Raw genomic sequence first — 24,066 nt, forward strand, 5'->3', positions numbered from 1 at the left:
CCGGCGAGGAGCGCGGGGCGCCGGGGCGGGTACCCGGCGTCCCGCGCCCCACCCGGCTCAGTGGTGGTGCCGGTGCACGACCGCGTGCCCCTTGCCGCGCGCGATCATCCACCGGTTCACCGGCACCGTCACCGCGAACGCGACCGCCAGCGAGAACACCAGCGCCGCCCAGAACACCCAGTCCGCCAGTCCCGCGTCCATCGCACCCGGCACCAGCAGCATCACCGCGTTGTCGACGACCTCCATCACGGCGATCGACACGGTGTCGGCGGCCAGCGCGACGCCCACGGCCGCCTTGAGGGCGAGGCCGGAGCGCAGGACCGGGCGGATGGTGAGCGAGTAGCCGAACAGGAACGCCAGCGCCACGGCCAGCACGACGGTGGCCAGGTTGCCCCAGCCCAGCGCGGTGCCGACGACCATGCCGAGCACCTCGCCGATCGCACAGCCGGTGAGGCAGTGCAGCGTCGCCGAGACCGCCTGGCGGGTCAGGCTCACGGGTGCGTGGTCCATCTCGTCCTCCTCCGTCAGCGCCGAACGGTACCCCTAGGGGGTATGGGTATCAAGGAGGCGGACAGGTACGGTGGCTCACACGACGAGGCGCCTCCTCACGGCCCTCTGCGTGCTCGGGAACTGCCGAGTCCCGTCCACACGGCACCGTCCACAAGGCGCGGAGAACCCAGCCGCGAACAACGCCGCGGACGTCACGTTCGCCGGCTCGCGCTAGCCGATCTGGGTCAGCGCCAGCCCGCCCGCCATCAGCACCGTGCACGCCAGCGCGTGCACGCCCGGGTTCTGCGCCAGCAGCGCCACGAACTCGCGGATGAACGCGCTCGGCACGAAGTACCACGCCGTCGGCGCGCCGATCACCTGCATCCGCAGTCCGTGCGAGCGGGACAGCACGGCGGTGCGGAACACGTGGTAGTTGTTCGTCACCGCCACGACCGACCCGGTGAGCCCGCGTTCGACGAGCAGTTCCTTGCTGTAGCGCAGGTTCTCGTCGGTCGTGCCGGCCTGGTCCTCCAGCACGACGTCGTCCTCCGGCACCTCGCGCTCCAGCAGGTACCGCTTCATGGCGAGCGCCTCGGACACGTCCTCGTCAGGACCCCTGCCGCCGGTCACGACGATCACCGGCGTGCGTCCGGCTGAGCGTTCCCGCAGGTAGAGGCGCAGGGCGCGGTTGAGCCGGCTCGCGAGCAGCGGGGGCACCTGGGAACCGACCAGCCCGGCGCCGAGCACGACGATGCCGTCGAACCCGCTGCGCCGGCCCGTGCGGCCGTAGATCACCGAGTACAGCAGCAGGCTCACGAACAGGAACGCGATGTAGGCGGAGACGAGGAACAACCCGATCGCGCTGCCGCGGACCCAGTCGTTGGGCTGGGTGATGCCCCAGAAGAAGTAGGCCATCTCGCCGAGCAGCGCGAGACCAGCGAGGAACGACAGGAGGTTGCCCAGCGACCGGCCCTCGCGGCGGATCATCACCAGGCCGTTGGCCAGCAACGCGAGCGGCAGCAGCAACAGCCCGAACACCGCCAGCGCGAACGCGAGCAGCAGCGGCAGGCTCACCGCCGGGTTGTCCCGCCCCGCTTCGGCGAGCAGCAGCAGGAACAGCACCAGCGTGATGCCGAGCCAGATGGCGTTGCTCAGCCTGCGCCGGTCACGGACCACTCCGACGAGGAAGAACAAGGCGGGGATTACGACGAGCAGACCTACCAGCACCGGCCAAGGGTAGTACCCGTGATCACGCGCCGCTCTCGGGCAGGGGCCTCTCGGCGCCCTCGGCCTCCTCGGGAGCGGGCTGCGGCTTGGGGCGGGGCCTCAGCTGGACGACTCCGGTGGTGAGGTCGAGGGGACCGGTCTCCTCGAAGTCCTCACCGGTACCGGAGTCGCCTGCTTCGCTGCGGAGCTTGCGTCCGGGGAACAACTCACCCAACTGACCCATGCCCCGACCATACCGCTCGGACCGGCGGCGGGTCAGAAGACGGCGATGAGCAGGATGATGAACAGGACCACGACGGCGATCGGCAACCACGCGTTGAGCGGGCGCCTGCGGTAGTGGCTGCGGACCGTGGTGGAGCGGAACCAGCTGTACGGCGTGCGACGTCGGTGCCGCTGAACCCAAGGCATTTTTCCTCCCAGCGTTTCGTTGCACCGGGAATACCCAAAGTCAGAACCAGCTACTCCGGTTCTTGATGCCTTCCAGGCCGCTGGCGGCCATCGCCGGGTCGCCGTTGTCGTTGCCGAAGAGCACCTCGTACCACGGCCCGATCCGGTGCCACAGCAGCGAACGCTCCCGCAGCTCCGGCGTGACGCCGTAGGTCGCCGCCAGCGCGTCGGCGAACTCCGGCGGCGTCGAGTGCAGCGCCCACGCCAGGTCGATCGCCGGGTCGCCGACGTGCACGTCACCGAAGTCGATCACGCCGGTCAGCACGCCGTCGCGGCCCAGCACGTGCTCGGGGCCGAGGTCGCCGTGCACCAGCACGTCCGCCGGTGCGGCCGCGACCGCGTCGAGCAGGTCGGCCTGGTCGGGCACGAGCGGCAGCACCTCCGCGCGGAACCGGTCGAGCGGCACCGGCGGTGTCCCCACGCCGCGCGCGACCGCCCCGGCCACCGGGACCGCGTGCAACGCCAGCAGGAACTCCCCCAGCTGCTCGCCCTGCACCGCGTTCAGCGTCGCGAGCTCAGCACCGGGCACGAGCTCGTGCCGCACCACGAACGGGTCCACCGAGACCAGCTCCGGCACCGGGACGGGCAGCGGCAGCAACGGCGCGAGCCACGGCATCACGACCGTCTCGCGCCGCAGCACCGCCTCGATCGCGGGGCGCTGCGGCCGCCGTTCCACCCAGCGCCCGTCGACGAGCGTCGCCGTGCTGTCCCAGCCCTGTCCCAAGAACGTCACGGCGCCAGTGTGGCAAGCAGGTCCCGTGCGCCGGAACCGAATTTCGTCAGAGCACGTACTTGCCCGCCCGGCTCGCGTGCTCGCCGTCGACCAGCACGTCGTAGCGCTTCGCCTCCAGGGTCATGACGCTGGAGAAGTCGCGCTTGCCGCGGGTGGTCCAGTGCGCGGCGAACCCGAACACGGCTCCCCAGAAGGCACCGATCACCAGGCTGAGCACCAGCATCCACACCCAGGCCACACCGGAGGTGAACAGCCCGAACAGCAACCCGATGAGCACGCCGAACCAGGCGCCGCCGGCCGCACCGGAGACCGCGGCCTTCGCGCGCGTCATCCGGCCGGTCACCTGCTCGACCGTGCGCACACCGTCGCCGATGATCCGCACGTGCTCGACCGGGAACCCGTCGTCGGACATCCGGTCCACCAGCCGCTGGGCCTCCGCGTAGTCGGAGAAGCTCGCGAGCAGGCTCGACCGCGCCGCCGGCTGAGCAGGCACAGGCACGGGGGTGGTCGCCGGTTCCGTCGTTCCAGCCTCAGGAGTCACGGTCTACGACTAACCGGTCCGGGCGCCGCGCAAACACCAGGCCGAGCTACCGCCGCCGGCCGCGCACCGAGCTCGGCCTCGAACCGTCGGACCACACCCAGGCCCTCGTCCGCCCGCTGCTGCGCGCCTGAGGTTCGAGCCTCGGCCGGACGGGCTACTCCCCGTCCATGGACCACAGCAAGGCACCGGTGCTCGAAGCGCTGCAGGACTTCCGCTCACGCGGCTTCGTGCCGTTCACCCCACCCGGCCACCGCCAGGGCCGCGGCGTCGACCCGCGCGTGCTCGACGTGCTCGGCGAACAGGTGTTCACCGCCGACGTGGTCGCGCTGAACGGCCTGGACGACCGGCTGATGAGCGGCGGGGTGATCGAGGAGGCCCAGCAGCTCATGGCCGACGCCGTGCACGCCGACCACGCGTTCTTCTCCACGTGTGGCAGCTCGTTGTCGGTCAAGAGCGCGATGCTCTCGGTGGCCGGCCCGCACGAGAAGCTCATCGTCCCCCGGCACGCGCACAAGTCGGTGGTGTCCGGCCTGGTGCTGAGCGGCGTCAGCCCGGTGTGGCTGAGCCCGCGCTGGGACGCCGACCTGCACCTGTCGCACCCGCCGGGCCCCGACGAGGTGCGTGCCCTGCTGGAGGCGGAGCCCGACGCCAAGGGCGTGCTGCTGGTGACCCCCACCGACTACGGCACCTGCGGTGACATCAAGGCCATCGCCGACGTGTGCCACTCGTTCGGCAAACCGCTGATCGTCGACGAGGCCTGGGGCGCGCACCTGCCGTTCCACGCCGACCTGCCGCCGTGGGGCATGGACGCCGGCGCGGACGTGGTGGTGACGAGCGTCCACAAGTCCGGCGCCGCCGTGGAGCAGAGCTCGGTGTTCCACCTCCAGGGCGACCTCGTCGACCCCGCGGTGCTGAAGTCCCGCGAGGACCTGCTCGGCACGACCAGCCCGACCTCCCTGGTCTACGCCACCCTCGACGGCTGGCGCCGGCACATGGTCGAACAGGGCGAGTACCTGCTGACGGCCGCACTGGCACTGGCCGGCGCGACCCGTTCCGCGATCTCCGCACTCCCCGGTCTCCAGGTCGTGGACTTCACCGGCCTCACCCACTCCACCGACCCGCTCAAGATGGTCATCGACGTGTCCGGCCTCCACATCAGCGGCTACCAGGCCGCGGACTGGCTGCGCGCCGAACAGCGCGTCACGGTCGGCCTGTCCGACCACCGCCGCATCGTCGCCCAGTTCACCCACGCCGACGACCAGCGCACCGCCGACATCCTGGTCGAGTCGCTGCAGGCGCTGACGCGGGCCGACCTGCCCACGCCGAAGCCGGTCGACCTCCCCTCCCCCGACGACCTGCAGCTGGAGACGGCGATGCTGCCGCGCGACGCGTTCTTCGCCGAGGTGGAACAGGTGCCGGTCGAGAAGGCCGCCGGCCGGGTGGCCGCCGAGATGATCACGCCGTACCCGCCGGGGGCGCCCGCGGTGCTGCCGGGTGAGGTGATCAGCGAGGAGGTGCTGGCCTACCTGCGGAGCGGGCTGGCGGCGGGGATGGAGCTGCCAGACCCGGCCGACTCGGAGCTGGAGACCGTGCGGGTGGTGGCACGGGGCTGACGCCGGGGGAAGTGGGCGGCTCGCGCTGAGGGCGACCGCGCCGGTAGCGGCTCGCGGTGGCGGCGACGACCTGCGTGGAAGACGCGGCTTGCGGTAGCTGGGACGGCTCGCGGCGGCTGGCGTGGCTCGGGTTCGCGGCGCCACCGCGTTCGCGACGCGGCTCGTTCGCGGCACGGCTCGTTCGCGGCACGGCTCGCTCGCGGCGCGAGCCGCCCCTCCACCGGACAATTCCTGTCCTGCCCGACACCGCCGCCGGCGTTGACCGCTCCTCCTACCCCGCGCCAAGGTGAGAACGTTCTCACCGCCGGACTCCGGGGAGCTGACAACGATGTCAAGGCTGCTGGCCGCCCTCACGACCGCCCTCCTGCTCGCTCCGACCCCCGCCACCGCCGCACCCTCGTCCAGATGGCAGGTCCACGGCCACTCCGCGCTCACCGCCACGGTGGAACTGACCAACGGCTCGCCGACGCTGGGCGTCACCCGCAACGGCGTCCCCGTCCTCGCCCCCGCTCCGATCGGTCTCCGGACCACGACCGCCGACCTCACCACCGGCCTGCGCCTGACCGCCAGGAAAGACCGGACGGTCACCGAGCGCTACTCGATGACGACCGGCAAGGAGCGGCAGCGGTCCACGACCATGACCGAGACGACGCTGACGTTCGAGGGCGCGGGCCGGTTCGACCTGGTCGTGCGGGTGGCCCCGGACGGCGTGGCCTACCGGTACGTGCTCCCGGCCGCCCACACCGTCACCGGCGAGGCGTCCGCGTTCCGGCTGCCCGCGGACGCGCCGGCCTGGCTGCTCCCCTACAACGCGTGGTACGAGCAGAACAGGGTGCGCACGACGGCGGGCGCGGCCACCGGTGAGTTCGGCTACCCGTCGCTGTTCCGGGCGGACGGCGCGTACGTGCTGCTCACCGAGTCCGATGTGGATGGACAGCACTCGGGCAGCCGGTTGCGGCGCACCACCGGCGACTACGAGGTCGTGCTCGCCGACGCGCAGGTGACGCTGACCAGGACGCCGTGGCGCACGGCGGTCATCGGTGACCTCGCGACCGTCTCGACGTCCACGCTCGTCGACGACCTCGCCTCACCGTCCGAGCTCGCCGACACGTCGTGGGTGAAACCCGGCAAGGTCGCGTGGTCGTGGCTGAGCGAGCACGACAGCCCGCGGTCGTTCGAGCGGCAGCAGCGGTACGTGGACTTCGCCGCCCGGTCCGGCTGGCCGTACGCGCTGGTCGACGAGGGGTGGAGCGCGCAGTGGGTGCCGGAGCTGGTCCGGTACGCCCGCGCCAAGGGGGTCGAGGTCCTGCTGTGGCTGCACTGGACCGACCTCGACACCGCCGAGGAGCGCGACACCCTGCTCCCCCGCTTCAGGCAGTGGGGCGTGAAGGGCGTGAAGCTCGACTTCATGGAGTCCGACTCGCAGGCGCGGTACCAGTGGTACGACGCGGTGCTCGCCAAGACCGCGGAGCTGCGGCTGATGGTGAACTTCCACGGCTCGACGATCCCGCACGGGCTCGCGCGGACATGGCCGCACATCATGACCATGGAGGGTGTGCGAGGAGCGGAGAACTCGCCGCCCGCGGGCAACAACCCCGTGCAGTTCTTCACCCGCAACGTCGTCGGCTCGATGGACTACACGCCGGTGTCGCTGGAGGTCGGCACGCGGGAGGCGTCGGTCGCGCACGAGGTGGCGTTGCCGGTGGTCTACGAGTCGGGCTGGACGCACTTCGCCGACAAGCCCGAGGCTTACGAACGGCATCCGCAGGCGTTGCGGTTCCTCAACCAGGTGCCGACCACGTGGGACGAGACGCGGCTCCTCAGCGGTGACCCCGACACGCACGCGGTTGTCGCACGGCGCAACGGCGCGCGTTGGTTCATCGGTGCGATCTCGGCCGACGCGCGCACGCTCGACGTGCCGCTGTCGTTCCTCAGTGGCGGGCAGTGGCTGGTCGAGACGGTCCGGGACCCGGCTGTCCGCGGTGACGTCACGCGTGACCGGCAGGTGGTGTCGTCGGCTCAGACGCTGTCGCAGGTGGTGCAGCGCAACGGCGGGTTCGCGGCGGTCGCGTGCCGTTACCGGCCCGGTCTGCAAACCTGTGACCAGGTGATTCCGCAGGTGCCGGTGACGTCGTTGACGATCACGCCGACCAAGGTGGACGTCGCACGGGGTGCGTCGTTCGAGGTGTCCGGGACGTTCACGAGCACCGCGGACGTGTCCGACGTGGTGCTGACGGCGGCCCCTCCCGCGGGCTGGATGGTCACCGGTGCGCCGGTGACCAGGACGAAGCTGCGGGCGGGCGAGACGGTGACCGGCACCTGGACGGTGCGGGCGGGCGGCCCGGTGGGGTTCACGGACGTGCCGGTGTTCGCGGAGTTCCGCGCGCATCAGACCGTGCACGTGGAACGGGCGGTGCGTGCGTTCGTGCCGCCGCCGGTGCCGAGCGGGACACCGTTCGCGAGCGACCTGCCGTTCGTCAGCGAGTCGAACGGCTGGGGTCCGGTGGAGCGGGACCGGTCCAACGGTGAGACCGGCGCCGGTGACGGGCGGCCGTTGCAGATCGCGGGCGTCACCTACGCCAAGGGCCTCGGCACGCACGCCCCGGCTGAGGTCACCCTCTACCTGGGTCGCGGGTGCCGGGCGTTCGACGCGCTGGCCGGCCTCGACGACGAGACGACGTCACCCGGTTCGGTGAGCTTCCAGGTGTTCGGCGACGGGCGGTTGCTGCACGACAGCGGTGTCGTGCGCGGCGGCGACCCGGCCCGGCCGGTCTCGGTGGACACGACCGGGGTCCGGATGCTGGGCCTGCGGGTCACCGACGGTGGCGACGGCCGCGACTTCGACCACGCCGACTGGGCGGACGCCCGCCTGTCCTGCTGACGCACGGCAACGGCCGGGGCAGGTCAGGTGCCCCGGCCGGTCTTCTCCTGCAACCGGTCGATGAGCTGCGACGCCTCGACCTTCGTGAGCTCGCCCGGCACCTCCTCGCCCGCCTCCTGCGCGAGGGTGTGCAGGTACGACTCCTGCGGCCCGGTCATCGGCTCGTCACCGGTCGTCCAGTCCTGCGGGTCCTTCTCCGGCGTGCGGTTCACGATCGTCCCCTTTCACTCGAACGCCCGTTCGAAATACCCGAGGGGACGCCGGTTCACACCCGGATCGGGGTGGTGGGCGGCACGGCCTGGCTCGGCAGCACCACCGCGGGCTGCCCGGTGCCGGACTGCGCCAGCAGCCGGTGGGCCACCGTCAGCAGCGTCCGCGCCTCCATCAGCTCGCCGTGCGCGAGGTGGTCGTCGGCTGCCCTCACACAGGCCAACGCCTGCGGCGGCACCGCTCCTGCCAGGGACAACGCCTCCCGCAGGTCCTGGACGGCCGGTCCGGGTGCCCCGGTGCGGAGGTGGGTGAGTGCCGAGGTAACGGCATCGTCGAGATGCACGGTCATCGCCGCCTTTGAACAGCCGAAGGTATCGCGCCGACTGCTTGACGCGCCGGACGCGAGTACCCGGTCCGATCCACCTCAAACCACGACTTCACCCGTTCCGGTCACGGTGACGGACGTGGGTGGTGGCGAACTGGCGCGAGAACAGCACGCCGTGGCGCGGTGAGCCCACCTCCTGGCCCGACATGCGACTGATGGCCGTCTGCCGGCTCGCCCACGCCCACGGCACCCACACTGCCCGCCACCCTCCCTCCCCAACCCCCCGCTTGACCGCACGCGGGGCCCTTTCGTGCGCTCCTGTCGCACGCGGGGACCTTTCGTGCGCTCCTGTCGCACGCAGGGACCTTTCGTGCGATGCCCGCGCACGAGGGCTACCTGCGTGCGCAACGAAAGGGCGCCCTCCGAGGAGGGCGCCCTTGGGGAGCGAGGGTCAGAGCTCGTCGAGCGGGCGGCGGGTCACCGGCGGTGTGACGTCGCCGAGAACCGGGGAGGCGGGACCGGTCGCGGGCACCTGCTGCTCGGCCACGACCCCGGTCGAGGTCTCGGCCGGCACGTGGCCGCGCGCCGTGTCCCCGCGACCGCGCCGGTACGCCTGCGGGAGCACGGCCTCGGCGCGACGAGCCAGCCCTCCCACCGCCACTCAACGCTCACGAAGCCGGCCGCAGGTCCCGATCACTCGCCACCAGGTCGCTCCACGTGCGGCCGCGCTGGCTCGGCGGGGCGGACCCGTCCGCCGCGCAGATCGGGTACACCAGACCGAAAGGAACCGGCTGATCGAACTCGTCACCCGTGTGGACGTCTACCAGCCGACGCACGTGTGCCATCACAACCACTCCTCACGACCGAACAGGGCCGCACGCATCCGGGCAATCGCCGGGGCGGGGGGACCGGGGTTTGGAATCATTGATTACCCCGCGAGCTGCGCGAACATGCGCGCAAACGTTGCTGCATAAGAGTGAAACAAGTGTCCTAAGTGGACAAAGTCACGGCGGGGACACCGCTGTGCCGCACAAGATCACCCCTCGACGCGATCACTTCGGCGCGTCACCCGCGCGGTCGACCACGGCGAAGTCCACCGCGGAGGAGGAGACCTCGGTGCCCGGCTCCAGGCCCTCCCACGCGCCGGTGCCGGAGCGGAGCAACACCCACCGCGTGCCGATGTACCGGCCGGTCGCCGGGTCGATGATGATGTCCTCGCGGGCGTCGGCGCGCGCCAGGCCGAGGGCGGTGCCGGTCTTGCCGTCCAGGTTCGCCGTCTCCTCGGTGACCCGCAGGTCCGGCAGGTGCTGCAGCGCCTGGTAGAGCGCGGACCTCAGCTCCGGCGACGCGTCGGGTGCCGCCAGAACCGTTGCGGCGTGGGACAACGCGTTCGCGGCGTCGTTGCGCGCATCGGCCCACAGTCGGTCGTACAGCGCCTGCGGAGCGGTCGGCAGCGAGGCGAGGAAGCGGGGGTTGGGCCGGTACCAGCTGCCCGCGCGCTCGGTGCACGGCTTGCCCCAGTCCGGATCTCCGCCGAGCTCCTCGTTCACGTCGGGGTAGTCGCCGCACGGTCCGCGGCGCTCTTGCACCGGCGGGTTGCCCGCGAACAGCCCCCCGTCGCCCTCGGCCGCGACGAGCTCGTCACTGCCGACCAGCCACCGGCTGCCCAGCGTGGAGCGGCGTTCCAGCCACTCGCCGGTGCGGTCGGCCGGGACCCAGACCTCGACGAGGGTGTGGATCAGTGCCGAGAGGGGCTTGCCCGTTCTGGTCGTCGCACTGCCCAGGTCCCAGGAATGCGTTGCCACGTAACGGTACTGGCCCTCCGACGGCGCGGTGTGCGCGGTCGTGGCCGCGGCGGCGCGGCGCAACGTCTCCGCGGCGCTCGCGGCGGGACCCGAGTCGTCCGACCACAGCGGGGGGACGGCGACGAGGGCGCCGACGACGAGCGTGACCGCCGCCGCGGCGACCAGCCAGCGCTTCCTGCCGGGCCGCGGCGCCTCCGCCGCCAGCATGCGGGCGAGCGCCCGTTCCCGCGCCGCCGCGCTGAACGCCGGACCGGCCGGCTGGTCGGCGATCGCCTGGTCGAGCTCGTCGTCGGTCCACATCTTCTCAGTCATCGTTGTTCTCCAGGACGATGTCGGGACACGCGGTGCGCAGCTGCCGCCGCACGCGGTGGAGCCGGGACCGCACGGTGCCGACGGGGATGTCGAGCGCCTGTGCGACCTCGGCGGAGTCCAGCCCCGCCCAGCCGGTGAGCAGCAGCACGTCGCGGTCACGCGGTTCGAGCCGTTGCACCGCCACGGCGAACTGGCGTGCCCGGACCTCGGCGTCCACGGTGTCCACGACGCGGCTCTCGTGGCTGTCGCTCTCCCGCCCGTGCACGAGGCGCGCGTACGCCTCGCGTTCCCGCCGGCGCCCTCGCAGGTGGGTGTGCAGCAGGTTGGTCGCGATGCCGAAGAGCCACGCTCGCGCCGATCCGCGCGAGGGGTCGAAGCGGGCACGGCTGCGGATCGCCGAGACGAACACGTCCCCGACGAGGTCGTCGGCCGCCATCGGCACCCAGCGGGCCAGGTAGCGGTGCAACTCGTCGGCGTGGCGGGTGAACAGAGCTGTGAAGTCCTCCCCGTCCGAGTGCTCCGCCGAGCGCTCGTCGTCTGGGGGGACTCCGTCCCGCGAACTGCGGTTGATCACGGTCATCACACAGGTACTTAGCCGCAGCCCGCTTCCACGTTCACCGGAGTGGCCCCAGCGTACCGGCAAGCTGGGCCACCCACCGCACCCGTCAGCGTGCTAATTCGAATTATTACAAGGGGTTGACGACACCTGGGCCGCCGCAGCACAATCCGTGCCAATTCGAATTGGCAGGTGGTCATGGCCAAGCGGCTCACCCAGCAGGACATCGCCAGGATGGCAGGCGTCAGCCAGGCCACGGTGTCGCTGGTGCTCAACAACCGCCAGGACGGCGGCGTCCGGATCGCGCCGGAGACCCGCGCACGGGTGCTGGAGGTGATCCGCAGGACCGGCTACGTCGCGAACCCGATCGCGCGCAGGCTGCACGACCGGCGCAACCAGATCCTCGGCGTGTTCACCTACGAGGCGGTCTTCCCGAGCACCCGCGCCGACTTCTACCAGCCGTTCCTGGAGGGCATCGAGGAGCAGGCCGAGGCGGTTGGCTGCGACCTGCTGCTGTTCACCGGCGCCAAGGCCGTCGGCGGGCAGCGGCGGATCTTCAGCGACGACAGCCGGGTGCGGCTGGCCGACGGGTGCCTGCTGATCGGCCGCACGGTCGACCGCGACGACCTGGCCCAGATGCTCGCCGAGGGCATCCCGTTCGTGTCGATCGGCCGCCGCGACGACGCCGGCGCGGCCGTGCCGTGCGTGGGTGCCGACTACCGGGCCGCCGTGCGCGACCTGGTCGACCGGGCCGTCGCCCACGGCCACCGCAGGATCGCCTACGTCGGACCGGGCACCGGTGCCGAGTCGTCCGCCGACCGGTTGCGCGGGTTCCGCGACGCCGTCGCGGCCCATGGGGTCGAGGGCACGCACCTGCCGGCCACCACGCTCGGCCACGTGCGCGGTGCGGGCGTCACGGCCGTGCTCGCCGAGGAGGTCTCCGACGGTGCCGCGCTCGTGCTCGCCGCCCGCGAGCACGGCCTGTCGGTGCCCGGCGACCTGTCCGTGCTCATGCTCGGCGCGGCCACCCGGCCCGCACCGGGCGACGTCGACCTGACCGGGTTCCGCATCCCCCGCCGCGAGATGGGGCGCAGGGCGGTGCAGGCGCTGACCGAGGTGCTCGAACACGGCACCACACCGCGGGAACTGCTGCCGTGCGCGTTCGTCGAGGGTTCGACGCTCGGCGCACCGGTGGACCACTGAGGAGGAAGCTTTGCCGCACCACACGGACGTCGTCGTCATCGGCGGCGGACTCGGCGGAGTCGCCGCGGCGCTCGCACTGCTGCGCGCCGGCCGCCGGGTCGTGCTCACCGAGGAGTTCGACTGGCTCGGCGGGCAGCTCACCAGCCAGGCCGTGCCGCCGGACGAGCACAGCTGGGTCGAACGCTTCGGCGTCACGGCTTCGTACCGCGCCCTGCGCGAGGGCATCCGCGACCACTACCGCCGCAACTACCCGCTGACCCCGCGGGCACGGGCGTGGCGCGAGCTCAACCCCGGCGCGGGCAACGTCAGCCGGCTGTGCCACGAGCCGCGCGTCGCCGTGGCGGTGATCGACGAGATGCTCGCGCCCTACCGCGGCAGCGGCCGGCTCACGGTCCTGCAGCCGGCGCGGCCGGTCAGCGCCCGCACCGACGGCGACCGGGTCGTGTCCGTCACCGTGGAGCACCACGGCAGCGAGGTCGAGCTGTCCGCGCCGTACATCCTCGACGCCACCGAGACCGGCGAGCTGCTCCCGTTGACCGGCACCGAGTACGTGACCGGATTCGAGTCCACACTGGACACCGGTGAGCCGAGCGCACCGGAGGTGGCGCAGCCGGCGAACATGCAGGCGATGTCGGTGTGCTTCGCGATCGACCACGTCGACGGCGACCACACGATCGACAAGCCCGCGCGCTACGACTTCTGGCGCGAGTACCAGCCGGACTACTGGGGCGACCGGATGCTGTCGTTCCGCTCCCCCGACCCGCGCACGCTCACCACCGCCGAGCGCACGTTCACGCCGAACCCGGACGACGACCCGCTGTCCGTGCTGTCGGACCAGCGGCTCAGCGCGGGCGACAGCAACCTGTGGACGTTCCGCCGGATCGCCGCGCGACGCAACTTCGTCGAGGGCGCCTACGACAGCGACATCTGCCTGGTGAACTGGCCGATGATCGACTACTTCGAGTCGCCGGTGATCGACGTGCCGGACGCCGACCACCACATCGCGGCGGCACGGGAGCTGTCCAGGTCCGTCCTCTACTGGCTGCAGACCGAGGCACCGCGCCCGGACGGCGGCACCGGCTTCCCCGGCCTGCGGCTGCGCGGTGACGTCACCGGCGGCGGCGCCGACGGCCTCGCCCAGGCGCCCTACATCCGCGAGTCGCGCCGGATCAGGGCCGAGTACACGATCGTCGAGCAGGACCTGTCGCTGGCCGTGCGCGGCGACAAGGGCGCGGTCCAGCACCACGACGCCGTCGGGGTCGGCATGTACCGCATCGACCTGCACCCCTCGACCGGTGGCGACAACTACCTCGACGTCGCGAGCTGCCCGTTCGAGATCCCGCTCGGCGCGCTCATCCCGCAGCGGGTGGAGAACCTCCTGCCCGCGGGCAAGAACATCGGCACCACCCACATCACCAACGGTTCCCACCGGCTGCACCCGGTCGAGTGGAACGTCGGCGAGGTCGCGGGCGCGCTCGCGGACTTCTGCCTCGCGCACAACACCACCCCCCGTGCCGTGCGCAACACCCCCGGCCTGCTCGCGGACTTCCAGCACCGGCTGGACCGCGACGGCGTCGAGCTCCGCTGGCCGGACGTGTCCGGTTACTAGTCCAGGGAGACAACGATGTCCCGACTGCTCGCCCTCATCTGCACCGCACTGCTCGCCCTCACCGCCTGCGGCGGCTCCTCGGCCCAGTCCGGTCCGAAGACGCTGCGCATGACCGTGTGGACCGCCAACGAGGCACATCTCAAGCTGCTCACCGAGATCGCCACCGAGTACAAGGCCGCGCACCCGGACGTCACCGAGATCAAGTTCGACTCGGTGCCGGCCGACGGCTACACCACCACGCTCACCACCCAGATCGCCGGCGGCAACGCACCGGACCTGGCCTGGCTGCTGGAGGAGTCCGCGCCGGACTTCGTCTCCTCCGGCGCGCTCGCCCCGATCCGCGGCAAGGTGGAGAAGGCCGACGAGCTGGTGCCGTCCGCGACCAAGCTGTGGGAGAAGGACGGCGAGCTGTACGCCTACCCGTTCTCCACCTCGCCGTTCGGCCTGTTCGTCAACACCGACCTGGTGAAGGAGCTGCCCACGACCTGGGAGCAGGCCGTGGCGGCGTCGGCGGGCAAGAACCTCGTGCTGCCGGACTTCAAGTACCAGAACTGGGCCGTGCTGTCGACCATCTGGCGCGGCTGGGGCGCCAACGCCTGGAGCGAGGACGGCAAGAGCTGCGGGTTCGCCAGCCAGGAGATGAAGGATGCCATGGCGTTCGTGCACAAGGCGATCTTCACGGACAAGGCGATCCCCGGACCGGGCACGACCGTCGACTTCTTCGCGGGCAACGCGGCGATGGCCGTCAGCCAGATCTCGCGCGCCGGTGCGTTGAAGGACGCCAAGTTCGGCTGGACGCTGCTGCCGCTGCCCCAGGGCCCGAAGGGCGACTACGCGGTGATCGGCCAGGCCGGCGTCGGCGTGCTGAAGCGCTCGAAGAACGCCGACGCCGCCGCGGACTTCCTCGGGTTCCTCACCAACCCCACCAACTCCGCGAAGCTCGCCCAGTTCTTCCCGCCGGCCAGGCAGTCGCTGCTCAACGCCGACACGCTGGCCAAGTCCAACCCGCTGCTCAAGCCCGAACAGCTGCAGTCGGTCGTCATCGACGGCATCAACAAGGGTGTCGTCAAGCCCAGCCACCAGGGCCAGGAGGAGCTGAACCAGACGATCCGGGCGGCGCTCGACCCGCTGTGGAAGCCCGACGCGAACGTCGGCCAGGTGCTCGACGGGGTGTGCGCGAAGATCAAGCCGCTGCTGGAGCGCCCGTGACGTTCTGGACCTACCGCAGGCGCGACAACCTGGTCGGCTACCTGTTCGTCGCGCCCGCACTCCTCGGCAGCATCGCGTTCGTGCTGGTCCCGCTGGCCCTGGTCGGCTGGTACAGCCTGAACGAGTGGAACGTGCTCGGCGGCACCTTCGAGTTCATCGGCGCGGAGAACTACGAACGCCTCCTCGCCGACGAGAAGCTGCGCGACTCGCTGGTGGCCACGGCGTGGTTCGCCGGCGGGCTGGTGGTGCTGAACCTGTCGCTCGCGCTGCTGCTCGCGGTGCTGCTGAACCAGAAGCTGCGCGGCACCACGTTGTTCCGCACGCTGTTCTTCTCACCGGTGTTGGTGTCGCTGGTGGCGTGGACGCTGGTGTGGCAGCTGATGCTGCAACCGGAGGGCAGCGTGAACGGTCTGCTCGGGTTCTTCGGGGTGGACGGGCCGAACTGGCTGCGCGGCGAGTCCACGGCGATGGTGTCGGTCATCGTCGTGCAGGTCGTCAAGAACGTCGGCCTGAACATGGTGCTGTTCCTGGCGGCGCTGCAAGGTGTCCCGGCGCCGCTGTACGAGGCCGCGGAGCTCGACGGCGCCGGGGCGTGGACGCGGTTCCTGCGGATCACGATCCCGTTGATCAGCCCGACCATCCTGCTCACCTCGATCATCACGATCGTCGGCTCGTTGCAGGTGTTCGCGCAGATCGCCGTGCTCACCCAGGGCGGGCCCGGCACCTCGACCACCGTGCTGATCTACTACCTGTACCAGCAGGCGTTCCAGTTCCACCACTTCGGCTACGGCGCGACGATCTCGGTGCTGCTGTTCGCCATCGTCGCCGTGCTGACGCTGGTGCAGTGGCGGATGCGCCGGAAGTGGGTGCTCCATGAGTCGTAAGGTCTGGCTGTACGGGTTGCTGTGCCTGCTGTGCGTGCCGTTCGTGTTCCCGACGTGGTGGATGGTCACCTCGTCGATGAAGCCGATCGGCGAGATCTTCTCCGTGTCGCTGCTGCCGTCCGACTGGACGTTCTCGACGTACTCGCAGGTCTTCGAGCTGCAACCGTTCGGGCAGCAGTACTGGAACAGCCTCTACATCGCGGTGGTCGTCACGATCGGCACGATGGTGGTGGCGGCGATGGCCGGGTACGCGTTCGCCCGCATCCGCTTCCCCGGCCAGAACGCGCTGTTCGTGGTGGTGCTCGTCGGCCTGCTCATCCCGAGCGAGGTCACCATCGTGCCGCTGTTCCAGCTCTTCCAGCAGCTCGGCCTCACCAACACGCACTGGCCGCTGATCATCGTGCCGATCTTCGGGGCGCCGTGCGTGCTGGCGATCTTCATCATGCGCCAGTTCTTCATCGCCCTGCCCGCCGAGCTGGAGGAGGCCGCCCGCATGGACGGCCTGGGCAGGGCCGGCATCTTCTACCGGGTCGCGCTGCCGCTGTCGCGGCCGGCGCTGGGCGCGGTCGCGATCTTCACGTTCCTGCACTCGTGGAACCTCTACCTGGAACCGATCGTGTACCTGTCCACACCGGACATGTTCACGCTGCCGCAGGCGCTGACCCAGTTCGTCGACATCTACGGCGGTCCGATGTGGAACGTGCAGCTGGCCGCCGCGACGATGACCGCCGTGCCGATCCTCATCGTGTTCGTGCTGGCACAACGGCAGTTCATCGAGGGCCTCGCGCACACGGGCGTGAAGGGGTGATCGACCGGGAGATCGCGGCCGCCGCCGACCTGTCCCGGCCGCCGCTGACGCCCGGCGGCATCCCGGAGCGGCGCCGCACCGGCCGGGTGGTGACCGACGCGGAGCTCACGCGGGGCGGTGCGGTGACGTTCTCGGAGGAGGACGCGGACGGGGTGCCCGTGCTCGTGCTGCGGCCCACCGGCGGTGACGGGCCGCCCGTGCTGCACCTGCACGGCGGCGGGATGGTCGCGGGCACCCGCCGCTCCGACCTGCACGTGCTGGCCGAGTGGGTGGAGGAGCTGGGCGTCACGCTGGTCTCCCCCGAGTACCGGCTGGCGCCCGAGCACCCGCACCCGGCACCTGTGCGGGACTGCTACCGGGCGCTGACCTGGATGGACCGCGCGGGTTTCGCCCCACCGGTGGTCGCCGGAACGTCGGCGGGCGGCGGTCTCGCGGCGGCGGTGACGCTCATGGCCCGCGACCGCGGCGGTCCGGCCGTCCGCGGTCAGCTGCTGATGTGCCCGATGCTCGACGACCGGTGCGAGACCCCGTCCAGCCACCAGTTCCTCTCCGGGACGACGTGGGTCCGCGCGTCGAACCTGACCGGCTGGACGGCGTTGCTCGGCGCGGCCCGCGGCGGCCCGGACGTGTCGCCGTACGCCGCACCGGCCCGTGCCACCGACCTCTCCGGCCTGCCGCCGACGTACGTGGACGTCGGCTCGGTGGACGTCTTCCGCGACGAGGCGGTCGACTACGCGGCCCGGATCTGGCGCGCGGGCGGTGACGCCGAGCTGCACGTGTGGCCCGGCGGCTGCCACGGCTTCGACCAGCTGGTGCCGGACGCCGTGCTGTCCCGCCGGGCCCGCGCGGCCAGGATCGAGTGGCTGCGCCGCGTGCTGTAGCCGCGGCTTCGGGCAGCGGGGCACGACCGGTGCCGGCCAGACGCGTGCCGCGGCGTCGCTGGGCGATGCCGTTCCCGAGGACCGCTGACTAGTGGGCGGATTCTCAGCGGAGAGCATCAATAATCCGCCCGTTGCGGGTACCCCGAGCTCATGACTGCCACCACCCGCACGATGCAAGCCGACGCAGACATCGTGTTCAACACCGCGTCGGACGACACCCGCGCCCTGGCCTGGCTGCCGCCGTCGCTGCGCACCTGCGAGACCGTCGTGCACACGGAGGAACGAGCCCTGGAATGGCGGCGCGACGACGTGCAGCAGGCCTACCTGCGCGTGGCGCCCGGCGGCGCGGGCACGAGCGAGGTCGAGCTGCGGATTCCGGACGACACCGACGGCGACGGCGCGTTGCGCGCGCTGGAGGCCGAGGTGGCGGACAACTTCACGGCGGGCTGAGGGTGCGACCGTCCGCGGGCCAGCCTCGCGGCGGTGTGAACTTCCCCGCGGGCGGCATAGCGCCCGGCCCGCGGGGTAACCGCGCGGCATGACCGATCCCGTGAACCCGGAGGCCCCGCACTCGCCGGGCACCCCCGACCTGGACGACCTCGACACGCCGGAACCCGATGTCACGCAGGATGGCGCCGACACCGAGCCCGAGGTCCCGCAGGAGAACCCCGACGCCCCCGAACCCCCGGACTGACCGCCGGGGCCCGTTCAGACCCGGACCTCCCGGTCCGACCTCGGCCACACGTACGGCAGGTCGTCCGGGACGTCCGGGAAGAACCGCCGGTAGAACTGCGGGTCCTTGCGCACCAGGGCAGACCGGTGGCTGCGGTGCAGTCCCTCGTCACCCAGCCACCACGGCAGGTCGCCGTCCGCCGCCAGCTGCTCCTGGGTGCGCACGACCGTGATCTCCTTGGCCCGCGCCAGGTCCGCGCGCATGGTGGTCTCGCACGTGTCGCGGTACCCGCCCGCGCGCCACTGCGCGCAGATCTCGATGCCGTACCGCACGAGTGCTTCCTCGTAGCCCGCCCACATCCGCACGGCCGGGTGGTTCCGCCAGCCGTGACCCGGCACGACCAACGCGCGCTGCACCTGCAGGGTCTCGACGCGTTGTTTGCCGAGCCTGCGCTGGTCCAGCACGCGGGCCGTGAAGGTGAAGTCCTCGTAGGGCAAGAAGGTCTGCACGACAAAGGCGTACCCGCACAGCCCCGTCGCAATCCCCGCACAGGTTTTCGGGGTCACCGCACGGGTAGCCGAGCGACATGAGCACGGATGTTCGAGTCATGCCGATGGCCGCCCACGAGTACGCCGCCGAGGTGCGCGAGGGCACCGAGACGACCCGGCACCACGTGGTGCTGTCCGAGGGGTTCTTCGACGACCTCGCACTGGTCGAGCCCGACGAGCCCGTCCTCGTCAGCGAGATCATCCACTACCTGCTCGACCGCGAGCCGAACACGTCGGTCCCGCACGAGCTGGACGCCGCCCGCCTGGTGGCCGAGGACCCGGAGTTCCTCCCGGAGCTGCGCCGCCGCCTCACCTGACCAGCCGAGTGGGGCACCTGGGCTGCTCGTGCCGCACGAGGGCACGAGCAGCCCGTCCACGTCACGCCACCGCGGTCCCCTCCAGCTCCATCACCAGTCCCGGCACCGCCAGCCGCGACACGCCGAGCATCGTCGTCGCCGGCGCCACGCCCGCGGCGCCCAACCGGCCGGCCAGCACGCCGTAGTGCGCGAACAGCGCGTCCACGTCGGTCGTGTACACGGTCAGGCGAACCAGGTTCGCGAGCGCCATCCCCGCGGCGGCCAGCACCGCCTCCAGGTTGTCCAGGCTCAACGCCAGCTGCGCGCCCACGTCACCGGCGTGCTCGGGCTCACCGGAGGCGTTCATCGCGGCCTGCCCGGAGCAGTACAGCGTCCGGGTCTGCCCCGACACGACCTCGCCCTGGTTGTACCCCAGCTCCACCGACCACTCCCACGGGTTGACGGCGGTCCGTTCCACTGCCACTTCCAGCTCCATTCGTCGAATCCGAAAAGGAGCTTCGCAAGCAAAACACGACACCCTGTGTCATGTATTGCCGTACGGTTCGGGCATGCGCGCCGATCGCCTGGTGAAGCTGGTACTGCTGCTGCGCCAACGAGGACGGCTCTCCGCCACCACGATCGCCCGCGAGCTCGAGGTCTCCACGCGCACGGTTCTGCGTGACGTCGAGGCGCTGTCGACCGCGGGCGTCCCCGTCTACGCCGAACGCGGGCGCAACGGCGGGTTCGCGTTGCTGCCCGGCTTCCGCACCGAGCTCACCGGGCTCGGCCACGACGAGGCGCTCGCCCTGCTGATCGCGGGCTCACGGCGGGGCGCGCAGGTGTTCGGGCTCGGCTCGGCGCTCGCCTCGGCCGTGCTGAAGGTGGCCGACGCGTTGCCGGCGGGCCACCGCGACCTCGCGGCCGGTGCCGCCCGGCGGCTGCTCGTCGACCCCGACACGGACCTGCTGGAACGCCGCACCGCGACCGAGGAGCTGTCCGACGCGCTCGTGACCGAGGTCCGGCGCGCGGTGTTCGCCGGGCACAAGCTCAAGATCCACTACGCCGCCCGCGGCCAGCAGCCGCGGTGGCGGACGGTCGACCCGATCGGGCTGGTCACCGTGCGGGGCCAGGGCTACCTGCTGGCCACGGCGGACGGTGCCGACCGCACCTACCGGCTGGCGCGCATCAGGGCGGCGGAGGAGCTCGACGCCCCCGCCGACCGCCCGGACCACGTCGACCTCGGCAAGACCTGGCAGGAGCGCGGCACCCGGTTCCGCACCGGCGGCGAGCAGACCACGGTCCTGCTCCTGCTCGACCCGGCGCGGCGGCAGCAGCTCGCCGACACCGCGCTGACCGTCCACTCCGAACACACCGAGGCCGACGGCCGGCTGCGCGTGGAAGCCTCGTTCCAGGACGCCTGGCACGCCGAATGGGCGCTGTGGCAGCTCGCCACGAGCGCGGAGGCCCTGTCACCGCCGTGGCTGCGCACCGCGCTGCACGACCGGGCCGCCGCGATCGCCGGCCGCTACCGGTAGCGCGGGTGCGTGGTGTGCCACTCGAACCCGCCACCCATCCAGGCCTTCACCCCCCTGAGGAACCGGTGCAGCTCCACCGACGGCACCGCCAGCAGCGCCCGGTGCCCGGCCTCGAAACGGCTCGTCGACACCGGTCGCGACGTTCGACTGCGCCCGCAGCTCCCGGTACGGGATGGTGTCGGGCATCAGGGCAGCCTGTTCTCCCACGGCGACGCGGGTGCTCCTGTTCGTTGGAACGCTCACTGCCGAACAGCAACTGACCCTTGCACCTTTCGCAGCAGTCGGCGATACACCGTTCAGGGTTGTTTCGGCCGCGAACGTGTCGGTCGGCTGATCGCGCGGGTAGGTGCCTTAACGCACACTTCAGGTACGAAAGCCCCGCTTCTGATGGTTTGCTGCACCCGTTCGCATGACAACGCTCCGCGTTATTCCACGCGACCTGACAGCACCAAACGGGGGAAAGAACGGCAAAGCACCACACGGCGCCCGGTCGGCGCACCAGGCTGTGAGCGGATGACTCTAGGAGAACCGATGGCGGACGCGGTCGCCGTGCACAACCAGGGCGGTGCGCTGATCGAGCAGTACCAACGCACGGGCGACCACCGCCTGCTCGACGAGGGCGTGTCGGTGCTGCGCGACGCGTTGCGGCTGGGCGGTCTCACCGAGACGATCAGCACCCTCGCGTCGTCGTTGCTGCACCGCTACGAGACCGCGCACGACCCGGCCGACCTCGACGAGGCGATGGACCTGCTGACCCGCCTGGTCGACGGGCCGGGCGTGAACCTCACCCAGGCCACCGAGATCGTCCGCATCCAGCGCCACCGCTACGAGCGCGACGGCGACCTGAGCAGCCTGAACGAGGCGATCGCGCTCGCGCAGGGCGTGGTCGGCCAGACCGGTCCCGGCCAGCGCGACTACGACCTGATGCAGCACCTGCTCGGGTTGGCGCTGGCCGAGCGCTACGACCGCACCCGCCACCTCACCGACCTCGAAGGCGCGATCGCCGCGCACCGCATCGCCGCCGACAACGCCCGTGACGAGCTCCGGCCGGGCATGCTGCTGAACCTCGCGGCCACGTTGCGCGCCCGGATCGCGGCGACCGGCGACCTGTCGATGCTGGAGGAGGCGGAGGCGATGGTCGGCGGTGCGCTCGCCGCCCTGCCCAAGACGGACCCCGAACGCGGCAACGCCGAGTGGCTGATCGGCGCGCTGGCGCAGTTCCGCGCCCAGCTCAACCGCGACACCGACGTGCTGACCGACGGCATCGGGGCGTTGCGCAGGTCCGTGGAGTCCGCGCGCGACCCGGAGTCGCTCGGCACCCGGCTCGACAGCCTCGCCGGTGCGCTGCTGCAGCGGTTCGAGCAGGCCGGGGAGCCGGGGGCGCTGGACGAGGCGATCGAGGTGCTGCGCCGCACGCCGCCGACCGCCGAGCACCTGACGAGCCTGGGCAACGCGCTGCGGCTGCGCTACCGGCACCTCGGTGACGTGGACTCGTTGCGCGAGGCGGTGCGGGTCCTGCGCGACGCGGTGGCGGCGGCCGTCGACCCGCACGCGCACACCGCGGCTGCGACCAGCCTGACGCGCGCGTCGACCGAGATGGCCGAGCGGTTCCCCGAGCTGGTCACCGACGCCGTCAACGCCGCACGGGCCCTGGTGGCCGCGACGCCCAGCGCCGACGCGAACGAGATGCTCGCCGTCGCGCTGCGGATGCGGTTCGACGTGACCGACGCCCGCGAGGCGCTGATCGAGGCGGGCGAGCTGTTCGAACAGGTGCTGCGGCAGCGCCCGGCCAAGGACCCGCTGCACCCGCGGGCGCTCGCGAACCTCGGCGGGTTCTGGCAGCAGATCTACGAGCTCACCGGCACGCCGGAGACGTTGAACGAGGCGGTCATCTACTACGGCAGAGCCGCGCGCGCCGACCCGCAGCAGGCCTCCTACCAGCACTGCTTCGCCCGGTTGCTGCTGCGCCAGGCCGAGCAGGCCGGTGACTCGGGCCGGTTGCGCGCGGCGGCGCGGGCGCTGGCGGAGGCGGCGGCGAGCGAGGCGCTCGACCCGGTGACGCGGGTGCTGGCCGCGCACACGGCGTCGGTGACGTCGGCGGGGATCAACGACTGGGAACAGGCGCTGCGCGGTGCCGAGCGGGCGATGGCGTTGCTGCTGCGGCTCCGGCGGGCCGACGTCGAGAACGGGCTGGCCGAGCTGACCGGGCTGGTGGCCGACGCGGCGGCGTGCGCGGTGCAGGCCGGACAGCTGGCGCTGGCGGCGCAGTGGCTGGAGTACGGCAGGGACCTGTTGCTGGCGCGCGTGTTCGAGGACGACCGGCAGGTGGCGTTCCCGTCCGTCGGCGACCTGCAGCAGTCCGCGGTGGACGGTCCGGTGGTGCTGGTCAACGTGAGCCGGCTGCGCTGCGACGCGCTCACGCTGTGGCCGGGCCGGGTGGAGCTGCTGCCGTTGCCGCGGCTGCGCTACGACGACGCGGTTGCGCACGCCGAGCACTTCGGCAGCGACGACCGGGCGTTCGCCGAGACGCTGGAGTGGTTGTGGGACACCGTGACCGAGCCGGTGCTCGAAGGCGTGCCCGAGCACACGCACGTCTGGTGGTCGCCGACCGGCCCGCTCGCCGGGCTGCCGCTGCACGCGGCCGGGCGGGACGGGCGGACCGTGCTGGACCGCGTGGTGTCCTCCTACACGCCGACGGTGCGCGCGCTCACCTGGGCCCGTGCCCGCGCCGCCGCACCCGTGGGCGCGCCGAGCATGGTCGTGGTCGCGCCTGCCGACGCGCCGTACGAGGTCGCGGTGCTGGCCGAGCTGTGGGAGGCCGCCGCGCTGGAGGGCCCGCTCGCAACGCGGGAGAACGTGCTGGCGGCGCTGGAGCACCACCCGTACGTCCACTTCGCCTGCTCCGGCTCCCCCGACGACAACCCGGCGCGCAGCGGGCTGCGGTTGCACGACGGGCCGTTGACCGCGCTCGACGTCGCCCGGCTGGGACTGCCGGCCGCCCGGCTCGCGGTGCTGTCGTGCGGGCACCTCGCCGGTGCGTTCCTGCTCGCCGGCTACCCGAGCGTCGTCGACACCCTGTGGGAGGTCGGCGAGCAAGCGGCGGCGGACGTGAGCGTCGCGTTCCACTCGGCCCTGCTCGACCACGGCCTGAGCCTGCCCGCGAGGGCGCTGCACGCCGTCGTTTGCGAGCTGCGCGACCGGTATCCGGCGCGGATCTGGGCGGCGTTCACCCACACCGGAGCTTGAGCCCGGCCGACCGCTCGCTCGATTCAGCAGCGTGA

At 71.8% G+C, this 24,066-nt stretch carries 26 protein-coding genes and 1 pseudogene; 13 read left to right on the forward strand and 14 right to left on the reverse strand.

All coding sequences use genetic code 11. The features are described 5' to 3' along the window. Nucleotides 1-57: 57 nt before the first annotated feature. The 6 genes from ACZ7CD_RS25345 to ACZ7CD_RS25370 form a co-directional block, all read right to left on the reverse strand. Nucleotides 58-510, reverse strand: a complete 453-nt coding sequence (locus ACZ7CD_RS25345) for a DUF4396 domain-containing protein (RefSeq protein WP_360384681.1) — start codon at nucleotides 508-510, stop codon at nucleotides 58-60. A 210-nt stretch (nucleotides 511-720) separates the two neighbouring features. Continuing rightward, a complete protein-coding gene (locus ACZ7CD_RS25350; RefSeq protein ID WP_360384683.1) occupies nucleotides 721-1,716 on the reverse strand; it encodes a YdcF family protein in 996 nt (331 codons plus the stop codon). Between the two features lie 22 nt (nucleotides 1,717-1,738). Next, nucleotides 1,739-1,939 carry a hypothetical protein gene (locus ACZ7CD_RS25355; protein ID WP_360384685.1) on the reverse strand — a complete coding sequence of 67 codons (201 nt, stop codon included), beginning with the start codon at nucleotides 1,937-1,939 and terminating at the stop codon, nucleotides 1,739-1,741. 32 nt (nucleotides 1,940-1,971) lie between these two features. Further along, entirely contained in the window at nucleotides 1,972-2,124 is a 153-nt protein-coding gene (locus tag ACZ7CD_RS25360) for a hypothetical protein (RefSeq protein WP_360384687.1), read from the reverse strand. Between the two features lie 40 nt (nucleotides 2,125-2,164). Further along, the gene (locus ACZ7CD_RS25365; RefSeq protein ID WP_470379809.1) at nucleotides 2,165-2,896 is read right to left on the reverse strand and encodes a phosphotransferase; all 732 of its coding nucleotides are present in this window, start codon (nucleotides 2,894-2,896) and stop codon (nucleotides 2,165-2,167) included. A 46-nt stretch (nucleotides 2,897-2,942) separates the two neighbouring features. Beyond that, on the reverse strand, nucleotides 2,943-3,389 hold the full coding sequence (locus ACZ7CD_RS25370; RefSeq protein ID WP_360384691.1) for a YflT domain-containing protein: 447 nt from the start codon (nucleotides 3,387-3,389) through the stop codon (nucleotides 2,943-2,945). A 215-nt stretch (nucleotides 3,390-3,604) separates the two neighbouring features. Between ACZ7CD_RS25370 and ACZ7CD_RS25375 the strand changes: the two genes are divergently transcribed. Both ACZ7CD_RS25375 and ACZ7CD_RS25380 read left to right on the forward strand, forming a co-directional pair. After that, nucleotides 3,605-5,050 carry an aminotransferase class I/II-fold pyridoxal phosphate-dependent enzyme gene (locus ACZ7CD_RS25375; protein ID WP_470379810.1) on the forward strand — a complete coding sequence of 482 codons (1,446 nt, stop codon included), beginning with the start codon at nucleotides 3,605-3,607 and terminating at the stop codon, nucleotides 5,048-5,050. Nucleotides 5,051-5,378: 328 nt separating this feature from the next. After that, nucleotides 5,379-7,931, forward strand: a complete 2,553-nt coding sequence (locus ACZ7CD_RS25380; RefSeq protein WP_470379811.1) for an NPCBM/NEW2 domain-containing protein — start codon at nucleotides 5,379-5,381, stop codon at nucleotides 7,929-7,931. Between the two features lie 23 nt (nucleotides 7,932-7,954). Here the strand turns inward: ACZ7CD_RS25380 and ACZ7CD_RS25385 are convergent, their stop codons facing one another. The 5 genes from ACZ7CD_RS25385 to ACZ7CD_RS25405 all read right to left on the reverse strand — a co-directional run bounded on the left by ACZ7CD_RS25385 (nucleotide 7,955) and on the right by ACZ7CD_RS25405 (nucleotide 11,163). Next, complete coding sequence (locus ACZ7CD_RS25385; protein WP_360384697.1) at nucleotides 7,955-8,143, reverse strand: DUF3072 domain-containing protein; 189 nt, start codon at nucleotides 8,141-8,143, stop codon at nucleotides 7,955-7,957. A gap of 53 nt (nucleotides 8,144-8,196) precedes the next feature. Next, nucleotides 8,197-8,490 carry a hypothetical protein gene (locus ACZ7CD_RS25390; protein ID WP_360384699.1) on the reverse strand — a complete coding sequence of 98 codons (294 nt, stop codon included), beginning with the start codon at nucleotides 8,488-8,490 and terminating at the stop codon, nucleotides 8,197-8,199. Between the two features lie 427 nt (nucleotides 8,491-8,917). Further along, nucleotides 8,918-9,121, reverse strand: a complete 204-nt coding sequence (locus tag ACZ7CD_RS25395) for a hypothetical protein (protein ID WP_458432760.1) — start codon at nucleotides 9,119-9,121, stop codon at nucleotides 8,918-8,920. 397 nt (nucleotides 9,122-9,518) lie between these two features. After that, nucleotides 9,519-10,583 carry a CU044_5270 family protein gene (locus ACZ7CD_RS25400; protein ID WP_470379812.1) on the reverse strand — a complete coding sequence of 355 codons (1,065 nt, stop codon included), beginning with the start codon at nucleotides 10,581-10,583 and terminating at the stop codon, nucleotides 9,519-9,521. Next, nucleotides 10,576-11,163 carry an RNA polymerase sigma factor gene (locus ACZ7CD_RS25405; RefSeq protein WP_360384705.1) on the reverse strand — a complete coding sequence of 196 codons (588 nt, stop codon included), beginning with the start codon at nucleotides 11,161-11,163 and terminating at the stop codon, nucleotides 10,576-10,578. Before ACZ7CD_RS25405 ends, ACZ7CD_RS25400 begins: the two co-directional genes overlap by 8 nt. A 174-nt stretch (nucleotides 11,164-11,337) precedes the next feature. Between ACZ7CD_RS25405 and ACZ7CD_RS25410 the strand changes: the two genes are divergently transcribed. The 8 genes from ACZ7CD_RS25410 (at nucleotide 11,338) to ACZ7CD_RS25445 (ending at nucleotide 18,427) form a co-directional block, all read left to right on the forward strand. Next, entirely contained in the window at nucleotides 11,338-12,342 is a 1,005-nt protein-coding gene (locus ACZ7CD_RS25410) for a LacI family DNA-binding transcriptional regulator (RefSeq protein ID WP_360384707.1), read from the forward strand. Between the two features lie 10 nt (nucleotides 12,343-12,352). Next, on the forward strand, nucleotides 12,353-13,951 hold the full coding sequence (locus ACZ7CD_RS25415; RefSeq protein ID WP_360384709.1) for an FAD-dependent oxidoreductase: 1,599 nt from the start codon (nucleotides 12,353-12,355) through the stop codon (nucleotides 13,949-13,951). A 15-nt stretch (nucleotides 13,952-13,966) separates the two neighbouring features. Further along, nucleotides 13,967-15,160 (forward strand): ABC transporter substrate-binding protein, encoded by a 1,194-nt coding sequence (locus ACZ7CD_RS25420; protein WP_470375308.1) that lies wholly within the window; start codon nucleotides 13,967-13,969, stop codon nucleotides 15,158-15,160. Continuing rightward, nucleotides 15,157-16,044 (forward strand): carbohydrate ABC transporter permease, encoded by an 888-nt coding sequence (locus tag ACZ7CD_RS25425; RefSeq protein WP_470379813.1) that lies wholly within the window; start codon nucleotides 15,157-15,159, stop codon nucleotides 16,042-16,044. The genes ACZ7CD_RS25420 and ACZ7CD_RS25425 overlap by 4 nt, the downstream gene beginning before the upstream one ends. Next, nucleotides 16,034-16,852: a carbohydrate ABC transporter permease gene (locus ACZ7CD_RS25430; RefSeq protein ID WP_360384715.1), complete on the forward strand. Its 819-nt coding sequence runs from the start codon at nucleotides 16,034-16,036 to the stop codon at nucleotides 16,850-16,852. Before ACZ7CD_RS25425 ends, ACZ7CD_RS25430 begins: the two co-directional genes overlap by 11 nt. Beyond that, the gene (locus ACZ7CD_RS25435) at nucleotides 16,849-17,733 is read left to right on the forward strand and encodes an alpha/beta hydrolase (protein ID WP_470379814.1); all 885 of its coding nucleotides are present in this window, start codon (nucleotides 16,849-16,851) and stop codon (nucleotides 17,731-17,733) included. The genes ACZ7CD_RS25430 and ACZ7CD_RS25435 overlap by 4 nt, the downstream gene beginning before the upstream one ends. A gap of 150 nt (nucleotides 17,734-17,883) precedes the next feature. Further along, entirely contained in the window at nucleotides 17,884-18,183 is a 300-nt protein-coding gene (locus ACZ7CD_RS25440) for a hypothetical protein (protein WP_360384719.1), read from the forward strand. A gap of 88 nt (nucleotides 18,184-18,271) precedes the next feature. Then, nucleotides 18,272-18,427, forward strand: a complete 156-nt coding sequence (locus ACZ7CD_RS25445; protein WP_360384721.1) for a hypothetical protein — start codon at nucleotides 18,272-18,274, stop codon at nucleotides 18,425-18,427. Nucleotides 18,428-18,441: 14 nt separating this feature from the next. On the opposite strand, the gene ACZ7CD_RS25450 is transcribed toward ACZ7CD_RS25445, so the two are convergent. Beyond that, the gene (locus ACZ7CD_RS25450) at nucleotides 18,442-18,915 is read right to left on the reverse strand and encodes an MSMEG_6728 family protein (protein WP_360384723.1); all 474 of its coding nucleotides are present in this window, start codon (nucleotides 18,913-18,915) and stop codon (nucleotides 18,442-18,444) included. A 77-nt stretch (nucleotides 18,916-18,992) separates the two neighbouring features. Here ACZ7CD_RS25450 and ACZ7CD_RS25455 point away from each other — a divergent pair, with 77 nt between their 5' ends. Next, entirely contained in the window at nucleotides 18,993-19,271 is a 279-nt protein-coding gene (locus ACZ7CD_RS25455) for a hypothetical protein (RefSeq protein WP_360384725.1), read from the forward strand. A gap of 61 nt (nucleotides 19,272-19,332) precedes the next feature. Here the strand turns inward: ACZ7CD_RS25455 and ACZ7CD_RS25460 are convergent, their stop codons facing one another. Beyond that, on the reverse strand, nucleotides 19,333-19,728 hold the full coding sequence (locus tag ACZ7CD_RS25460; protein WP_470379899.1) for a RidA family protein: 396 nt from the start codon (nucleotides 19,726-19,728) through the stop codon (nucleotides 19,333-19,335). A gap of 91 nt (nucleotides 19,729-19,819) precedes the next feature. On the opposite strand from ACZ7CD_RS25460, the gene ACZ7CD_RS25465 reads away from it, so the two are divergent. Further along, complete coding sequence (locus ACZ7CD_RS25465) at nucleotides 19,820-20,785, forward strand: helix-turn-helix transcriptional regulator (RefSeq protein ID WP_470379815.1); 966 nt, start codon at nucleotides 19,820-19,822, stop codon at nucleotides 20,783-20,785. Here the strand turns inward: ACZ7CD_RS25465 and ACZ7CD_RS25470 are convergent. Continuing rightward, nucleotides 20,776-20,901 (reverse strand): annotated as a pseudogene (locus tag ACZ7CD_RS25470) (family 2 encapsulin nanocompartment cargo protein terpene cyclase); the annotation flags it as partial. The gene ACZ7CD_RS25465 and the pseudogene ACZ7CD_RS25470 sit on opposite strands and share 10 nt — an antisense overlap. 415 nt (nucleotides 20,902-21,316) lie before the next feature. On the opposite strand from ACZ7CD_RS25470, the gene ACZ7CD_RS25475 reads away from it, so the two are divergent. Further along, nucleotides 21,317-24,031, forward strand: coding sequence for a CHAT domain-containing protein (locus tag ACZ7CD_RS25475; protein WP_458432770.1), 2,715 nt, complete (start codon nucleotides 21,317-21,319; stop codon nucleotides 24,029-24,031). The last annotated feature ends 35 nt before the right edge of the window (nucleotides 24,032-24,066 follow it).

Source organism: Lentzea sp. NPDC036949 (assembly GCF_055608075.1).

What these genes read in the sequence shown, in the direction of transcription:
- ACZ7CD_RS25345 (WP_360384681.1), bottom strand. Translation starts at nt 510, where the DNA reads ATGGACCACGCACCCGTGAGCCTGACCCGCCAGGCGGTCTCGGCGACG.
- ACZ7CD_RS25355 (WP_360384685.1), bottom strand. Translation starts at nt 1,939, where the DNA reads ATGGGTCAGTTGGGTGAGTTGTTCCCCGGACGCAAGCTCCGCAGCGAA.
- ACZ7CD_RS25360 (WP_360384687.1), bottom strand. Translation starts at nt 2,124, where the DNA reads ATGCCTTGGGTTCAGCGGCACCGACGTCGCACGCCGTACAGCTGGTTC.
- ACZ7CD_RS25375 (WP_470379810.1), top strand. Translation starts at nt 3,605, where the DNA reads ATGGACCACAGCAAGGCACCGGTGCTCGAAGCGCTGCAGGACTTCCGC.
- ACZ7CD_RS25380 (WP_470379811.1), top strand. Translation starts at nt 5,379, where the DNA reads ATGTCAAGGCTGCTGGCCGCCCTCACGACCGCCCTCCTGCTCGCTCCG.
- ACZ7CD_RS25390 (WP_360384699.1), bottom strand. Translation starts at nt 8,490, where the DNA reads ATGACCGTGCATCTCGACGATGCCGTTACCTCGGCACTCACCCACCTC.
- ACZ7CD_RS25400 (WP_470379812.1), bottom strand. Translation starts at nt 10,583, where the DNA reads ATGACTGAGAAGATGTGGACCGACGACGAGCTCGACCAGGCGATCGCC.
- ACZ7CD_RS25405 (WP_360384705.1), bottom strand. Translation starts at nt 11,163, where the DNA reads ATGACCGTGATCAACCGCAGTTCGCGGGACGGAGTCCCCCCAGACGAC.
- ACZ7CD_RS25410 (WP_360384707.1), top strand. Translation starts at nt 11,338, where the DNA reads ATGGCCAAGCGGCTCACCCAGCAGGACATCGCCAGGATGGCAGGCGTC.
- ACZ7CD_RS25420 (WP_470375308.1), top strand. Translation starts at nt 13,967, where the DNA reads ATGTCCCGACTGCTCGCCCTCATCTGCACCGCACTGCTCGCCCTCACC.
- ACZ7CD_RS25430 (WP_360384715.1), top strand. Translation starts at nt 16,034, where the DNA reads ATGAGTCGTAAGGTCTGGCTGTACGGGTTGCTGTGCCTGCTGTGCGTG.
- ACZ7CD_RS25440 (WP_360384719.1), top strand. Translation starts at nt 17,884, where the DNA reads ATGACTGCCACCACCCGCACGATGCAAGCCGACGCAGACATCGTGTTC.
- ACZ7CD_RS25445 (WP_360384721.1), top strand. Translation starts at nt 18,272, where the DNA reads ATGACCGATCCCGTGAACCCGGAGGCCCCGCACTCGCCGGGCACCCCC.
- ACZ7CD_RS25455 (WP_360384725.1), top strand. Translation starts at nt 18,993, where the DNA reads ATGAGCACGGATGTTCGAGTCATGCCGATGGCCGCCCACGAGTACGCC.
- ACZ7CD_RS25465 (WP_470379815.1), top strand. Translation starts at nt 19,820, where the DNA reads ATGCGCGCCGATCGCCTGGTGAAGCTGGTACTGCTGCTGCGCCAACGA.
- ACZ7CD_RS25475 (WP_458432770.1), top strand. Translation starts at nt 21,317, where the DNA reads ATGGCGGACGCGGTCGCCGTGCACAACCAGGGCGGTGCGCTGATCGAG.